6 protein-coding genes and 1 pseudogene are annotated in these 5,937 nt (G+C 73.8%); 2 read left to right on the plus strand and 5 right to left on the minus strand.

Annotation, left to right across the window (positions count from 1 at the left end; all coding sequences use genetic code 11):
- The 5 genes and pseudogenes from CCN44_RS04220 to CCN44_RS04235 all read right to left on the minus strand — a co-directional run.
- Positions 1 to 1,148 (minus strand): annotated as a pseudogene (locus CCN44_RS04220) (hypothetical protein); the annotation flags it as partial.
- A 4-nt stretch (positions 1,149 to 1,152) separates the two neighbouring features.
- Positions 1,153 to 1,311, minus strand: a complete 159-nt coding sequence (locus CCN44_RS44910; protein WP_167403935.1) for a DUF6760 family protein — start codon at positions 1,309 to 1,311, stop codon at positions 1,153 to 1,155.
- A complete protein-coding gene (locus CCN44_RS04225) occupies positions 1,308 to 1,802 on the minus strand; it encodes a hypothetical protein (RefSeq protein ID WP_059250179.1) in 495 nt (164 codons plus the stop codon). The genes CCN44_RS44910 and CCN44_RS04225 overlap by 4 nt, the downstream gene beginning before the upstream one ends.
- Positions 1,799 to 2,239 carry a phage tail protein gene (locus CCN44_RS04230; protein WP_059250178.1) on the minus strand — a complete coding sequence of 147 codons (441 nt, stop codon included), beginning with the start codon at positions 2,237 to 2,239 and terminating at the stop codon, positions 1,799 to 1,801. Before CCN44_RS04230 ends, CCN44_RS04225 begins: the two co-directional genes overlap by 4 nt.
- 54 nt (positions 2,240 to 2,293) lie before the next feature.
- Positions 2,294 to 3,859: a phage tail sheath family protein gene (locus CCN44_RS04235; RefSeq protein WP_059250177.1), complete on the minus strand. Its 1,566-nt coding sequence runs from the start codon at positions 3,857 to 3,859 to the stop codon at positions 2,294 to 2,296.
- Positions 3,860 to 4,107: 248 nt separating this feature from the next.
- On the opposite strand from CCN44_RS04235, the gene CCN44_RS45860 reads away from it, so the two are divergent.
- Together CCN44_RS45860 and CCN44_RS04245 are read left to right on the plus strand one after the other, a co-directional pair.
- A complete protein-coding gene (locus CCN44_RS45860) occupies positions 4,108 to 5,619 on the plus strand; it encodes an eCIS core domain-containing protein (protein WP_414820484.1) in 1,512 nt (503 codons plus the stop codon).
- Positions 5,620 to 5,642: 23 nt separating this feature from the next.
- A partial coding sequence (locus CCN44_RS04245; RefSeq protein ID WP_158103070.1) for a hypothetical protein occupies positions 5,643 to 5,937 on the plus strand: 295 nt, incomplete at its 3' end.

A 5,937-nucleotide genomic window follows, 5' to 3' on the forward strand; every position in this document is an offset into this window, starting at 1 on the left:
GCGGGAGCGGTCGAGCGCGTCGCCGTCGTCCCGGTCGGCGCGGGAGCGGTCGAGCGCGTCGTCGTCCCGGTCGGTGCCGCCGTGGACGCTTCGGTGGCGGGGCGCAGGGCGAGGACGCGGCGCACGGGGCCGAGCGGGCGCCGGGCGACGGTCAGGGAGGGGCCCACCGGGCGGGGCCGGACGGTCGGGCCGGACACGTCGGCGCCGGGGGCCTGCGCGGTGCGCCGGACCTGCGCACGCCCCTCGGTGCCGGCCGGTGACCGGGACACCCGCCCGGCATCCGGCTCGGGCCCAGCGGACCGCGGCTCCGGGGCGGCCCCGCCGGAAGCGGGCCCGGCCCCGGCTCGGTCGGCGACCGCGCCGGGGATCACCGCCACTTGCCGTACCAGCGGAATCCGCGGCGCGGTCGGCCGGTCGCCGGTGTCGGCGGGGGCCACGACCGGGCCGGCGCCGGGCTCGGCCGCCCGCTGGACGGCGGGGGACGAGGAGGAGAGCACGGCCGGGGACTCGGCGGACGTGAGGTCACGGCTGCGCGGAGCGTCGCCCGGGAGCGGCACCACCGCGGGTGCCGACTCGGACGGACCGGAACCAGACGGACCGGAACCAGACGGACCGGAACGAGACGGAGCGGAACCGGATGGCGTGGAGCCGGATGACGTGGAGCCGTTGGGCACTCGCCCCGACGGCCGGGTCGTACCCCCCGCACCGCCCCCGGCGTCCGGCGTACCGCCGCCCGGCCCGTCCGCTTCCTCCGGCCGCAGTGCCCGCAGCAGCAATGGCCCCCCGCTGACAGGGGCGGTCTGCGGCCCTGCCGGGCGAGTGACGCCGCGGACCAGGCCGGTCGGGGCCGTGGGCAGCACGGCGTGGCCCAGGCCGGAGTCGAACGACGGGTTCTGCCAGGCGGCGAGACCCGCCCGGAAGGCGAGGCCGTCGCTGACGCCGAGCGGGGCGCGGGAGACGGTGAGTTCCGGCGGCGCGGTACGGCGCCAGCCGCCGTCCCAGTCGCCGGGCACGGAGGGAAGCGGAGCACCGGGCGCGCTCGGGTCCGGGCCGTGACCGGACCGGCCCTCGCCGGACCGGGCCTCGCCGGAACGGCCGTCGGCGGACGGTCCGGCGGCCCGGCGGCGCAGCCTGTCCCGCCATGCCATGTGCTCAACCGCCTTCGTTCACGCGGGTGTTGATGCGGGCTATCTCGGTCACCCACTGCCGGCGTTCGGCGTGGGTCAGGTCGAGGATCTCCTCGCGCGGCCAGTGGAAGTGATAGGCGACGTACGCGATCTCCTCCCGGAGCCGGGGAAGGGCGTACGTCACGATTCCCCCAGGCGCCCACCCGAGAGGTCGACCTCGAAGCCGCCCTCGCAGTGCGGACACGTCACCGCCGCCCGGGTGTGGCCCTCGCTGTTGATCCGGCGGTAGAAGTCCTGGAGGAAGGCGACGTCGGTGGCGTACATCCGCTCCACGACGCCGGCGTGCACATCGGTGACGGAGCCGATCCGGGTGATCACCTGGCTCAGCAGCACCACGCTCAGGTACGCCGGGTTCTCCTTGACCCGCAGGTCGATCTGGGGCCGCAGCTCGTCGCGGGCCGTGGCCAGGCGCATCGCGCCGTGGCGGTGCACCGTGCCCGCCTCGTCGACGTATCCGCGCGGCAGCGTGAACTCGAACTCGGTGCGCAGCCCGTGGTCCTCCCGTGCCGGCGGAGCGGCGGCGGGGGGTGCCGCCGCCTGCTCGGTCGCCGGGGCGGGTGCCGTCACCTGGAGGATCTCGTCCAGGTTGCCCGCCGTCACCGTACGGCGCCTCATTCGACGATGATCTCCTCGAACACGATCGTGACGGACTCGGTGGCCGCGGACGACTCGCCCGCGTTCAGGGACGGCCCCTCCCACTTGGAGGCCCAGCCCTGCATCAGCTGGATCCGGCGGACCGTGTTGCCCTCGGTGTCCTTGATCTCGATGGTGAGGTTCTGGCGCGCGGTGTTCACGGCGCCGTTGTTCAGGGTCTCCTTGATCCAGTTGGTGAACTCGCTGCTCTGGTCGAGTCCCCGGGTGATCGTGATCTCGCCCGCCTGCCGGCCGCCGGGCTGCTTGCGGATGATCCGCTTGCCCTCCGCGGTGACCTGCTTGACCTCGACCACTTCCTCCTCGACGGTCAGCCCGCTGATCTCCTGGATCGACTCGACCAGGTAGCCGCCGAGCTGTACGCCGAAGATGTGGGTGGAGAGAGCATCGCCCGTTGCCATGACTGTCCGTCACCTTTCCTTGCCGACCCGCGGGTCACTCGTCTCGCTCATCGCTCACTCGTCGATGAGGCTGGTGCTGTCGGAGAACTGGGCCAGCCGGAACACCACGAACTCCGCGGGCTTGACCGGCGCCACGCCGATCTCGCAGACGACCCGGCCCTGGTCGATGGACTCCTGCGGGTTGTTGTCGCGGTCGCACTTGACGTAGAACGCCTCGTCGGCGGTGCGGCCGAACAGCGCGCCCCGGCGCCACTCCTCGGTGAGGAACGCCGTGACGTTGCGCCGGATGCTCGACCAGAGCCGGTCGTCGTTGGGCTCGAAGACCACCCACTGGGTGCCCAGGAGGATCGATTCCTCCAGGTAGTTGAACAGGCGGCGCACGTTCAGGTAGCGCCAGGCCGGGTCGGAGGACAGGGTGCGGGCGCCCCACACCCGGATGCCCCGGCCGGGGAAGGCCCGTACGCAGTTCACGCCGATCGGGTTCAGCAGGTCCTGCTCGCCCTTGCTGAGCCGCAGTTCCAGGTCGACCGCGCCGCGCAGCACCTCGTTGGCGGGCGCCTTGTGCACGCCGCGCTCGGCGTCGCTGCGCGCCCAGACACCGGCGATGTGCCCGCTCGGCGGGACGGTGGTGTTGCGTCCGGCGGCCGGGTCGAAGACGCGGATCCACGGGTAGTAGAGGGTGGCGTAGCGGGAGTCGTAGCCCGCCTCGTCGTTGCGCCAGGTGCGGGCCTGCTGGGCGGTGAGCCCGGGCGGGGTGTCGAGGACCGCCACCCGGTCGCCCATCTGCTCGCAGTGCGAGATGACGGCGAGCTGCACGGTGCGCACGCCCTCGGCGTCGATGTCGCCGCGCTGGTAGGCGCTCATCAGGTCCGGCACCGCGACCATGGTGATCTCGTCGATGGTCTCCAGGCCGCCGAACCCGGTGCGGGCGCCGGCGTCACCGACGTACTCGGCCGGGTCGAGGCGGGCCACCGTACCGGACCCGGGCGCGGCGGTCGCGGCGGGCGCGACCGGGGCGTCGGGCAGCGCCACCGTCTGGTTGGCGGGCCGGCTCTGGGCGGCGCCCTGCTGCTCGGTGACCTCGACCAGCCGGGAGGCGCGGGCCTGGGTGACCAGGTAGCCCTTGACGTTCTTGCGGGTGGAGACCTCGTACGTCTCCGCCACCTGGTCGCCCTGGCGGACCAGGACCTTGAAGCGGTCCTCCGGCGGGTTCTCGCCGTCGGCGTCGGCGATCTCCACCGACACACCGGACGTGCCCGGCCGGGCCGCGACCAGGAAGCCGCCCAGCTCGACCGGCTGCGCCGGCCTGGCCGTCCGCCCCCGGTCGTCGGCCGCCGGCGCGGAGGCGTCCTCGGCGGAGCCGCCGATGCGCACCACGTACGCGGCGCCGCCGCCGTTGGCGAAGTAGCCGTAGACCGCGTGGGCCAGATAGGTGCCCTCGGTGAAGCCGCCGAACAGCTGGGTGTACTGCTCCCAGCTGGTGACCAGCGTCGGCGTGTGGAACGGGCCGGTCCCGGCGAACCCGACGAACGCGGCGACGGCGGTGCCGACCCCTTCGATGGGCCGGGCACCGGACTGCACCTCCTCCACGTACACGCCCGGGGTGAGGTACGTCGGCATGCTCGCTCCTTCGGGTCCTTGCGGGTCGGTCACCTGTGTCCAGGCCGAGTCTGCGCGCCGGGTCCGCGCAGGCGACAGGGACGTGCGGACCGGACCGGGGGCAGGGGCGTTGCCTTTCGCTGCCCGTGCCGACCGTCCGGCCGCCACCCCGAGGTGCCCTCGTGCTGCCCGTACGGACCTGGACGCCCCCGGTGCGCGCACGGTCCACTGGGGGCCGCGGCAGGGGTGCGGCGACGAGGAGGCAGCAGATGCGGACGTCCAGGTCGCGCGCCGGGCAGACCGGGTACGAACAGCCGGCGCACGGCTCCGCCGCCCGCCGGGAGACGTCCTCGGGCGGCGCCGCCGTACCGCCTCCGCTCACCGCGGGGGTACTCCGCGCGATGCAGCGGGGTGCGGGCAACGCCGCGGTGACCGGCATGATCGCCCGCCGTGCCGACCGCGCGGCCGCACCGGAGCAGCCCGGCACCGGGGTGCACGAGGTGCTGCGCTCGACCGGCACGCCCCTTCCGGCCCCGGTGCGCCAGGACATGGAGTCCCGTTTCGGCACGGACTTCTCCGACGTACGCCTGCACACCGGTGCCGCCGCCGCCCGCTCGGCCCGCGCCATCGGGGCCCGCGCCTACACCTCCGGCAGCCATGTCGTCATCGGTGCCGGCGGCGGCGACCGGCACACCCTCGCGCACGAACTCACCCATGTCGTCCAGCAGCGCCAGGGGCCGGTGGCGGGCACCGAGCACGGCGACGGGCTGAGCATCTCCGACCCCTCCGACCGGTTCGAGAGGGAGGCGGAGGCCAACGCGCACCGGGTCATGCGGGCATCGCCGACGACCGCCGGCCCGGCCCCGGAAACGGCTCCGGCGCAGCGGCGGGCCGCCGGCGCCGCCGAAGCCGTGCAGCGGGCCCTGGACTACACCGCGGTCCCGAACGGGAGCCAGTTCCAGGCGAGGACCAACGGCGGGCGGGCCTCGGTGGTCGAGATGATCACCGACGGGTCCCTGCAGGGCACCGCCCCCTACCAGGACCCGGCCGGGTACGACTACATCCGCTCCCTGGGCCTGACCAACCGGTGGATCCGCTTCCATCTGATCAACAACGAGGCCGGCGGACCGGGCAGCGCCGACAACCTGGTGCCCGCCTCGCAGAGCGACAACCAGACCTACGAGCGCGGCATCGAAAGCGCCCTGAAGAACGACGTCAGGTCGGCCGCCGCGAACCCCGGCCACTACGTCTACTTCGGCGTCGAGGTGGAGTACGCGAACGTCGCCCCGGCCACCGCGTCGGCCGCGCAGCAGAGCGCCGCACCCAACTTCCCCACCCGGCTCGCGGTGTACCACAAGGTCTATACACCCGCGGGCGGCTGGACGTGGAAGCAGAACGGGCTGATCTTCCCGTTCGTCACCCCGCAGCCGGTCGACACCCGGGCCCCGATGCAGCTGAGCGCGCTGACCCTGCCCACGCTGAAGCAGTACACCGGGCTGTCCAACTCCAGCAGGATCTGGAACCAGGACGACGTCGACTTCCTGAAGAGCATCGCCGGCGCCCGCAAGACGGAGTTCCAGGGCTATCTGCGGGGCAGCACCGGTGAGGATGTCGCGCAGGCCTTCGAGGAGATCCCCTTCGCGCCGCCGCGCCCCAACGCCCGCCAGGCGGCACAGCGGAACGTCACGACGTTCGGGATGCGGATCGGGCATGACGACGCGGGGCGTGCCGCCCTGGATTCGCTTGCCTTCTCCATCGCCTCCCGGGTACTCCTGCTCTGACCCGCGCCCCGGAAGGAGCCCCCATGTCGGTGCTGTGGAACGCCCGGATCGAGGAGATCGGCGACAGCCGGCTGACGCTCCGTGTCACCGCGGCCCACCCGGACAGCGGTGAGGTCCCGGACAGCGCGGCCTTCGCCCTGCGGCTGCTCGTCGACGGCAGGGAGCGCGCGGCCGGTGACACCTCGGTCCGCGGACGGGACGCCGATCCCGGTGCGGCCACGGAGATCATCGACTCCGTCACGGTGACCGACCGCCGTGACGGCCCCTTCGAGGAGCGGGCCGAGAAGCGGCGCATCGAGGACCGGCTGCGGGCCCGCG

This window comes from Streptomyces tricolor (genome assembly GCF_002155905.1).
In the GTDB taxonomy this organism is placed as follows: domain Bacteria; phylum Actinomycetota; class Actinomycetes; order Streptomycetales; family Streptomycetaceae; genus Streptomyces; species Streptomyces tricolor.

Excerpts from the sequence above, each read along its gene's own strand:
- CCN44_RS04225 (WP_059250179.1), bottom strand. The coding sequence starts at position 1,802 with ATGAGGCGCCGTACGGTGACGGCGGGCAACCTGGACGAGATCCTCCAG.
- CCN44_RS04230 (WP_059250178.1), bottom strand. The coding sequence starts at position 2,239 with ATGGCAACGGGCGATGCTCTCTCCACCCACATCTTCGGCGTACAGCTC.
- CCN44_RS04235 (WP_059250177.1), bottom strand. The coding sequence starts at position 3,859 with ATGCCGACGTACCTCACCCCGGGCGTGTACGTGGAGGAGGTGCAGTCC.
- CCN44_RS45860 (WP_414820484.1), top strand. The coding sequence starts at position 4,108 with ATGCGGACGTCCAGGTCGCGCGCCGGGCAGACCGGGTACGAACAGCCG.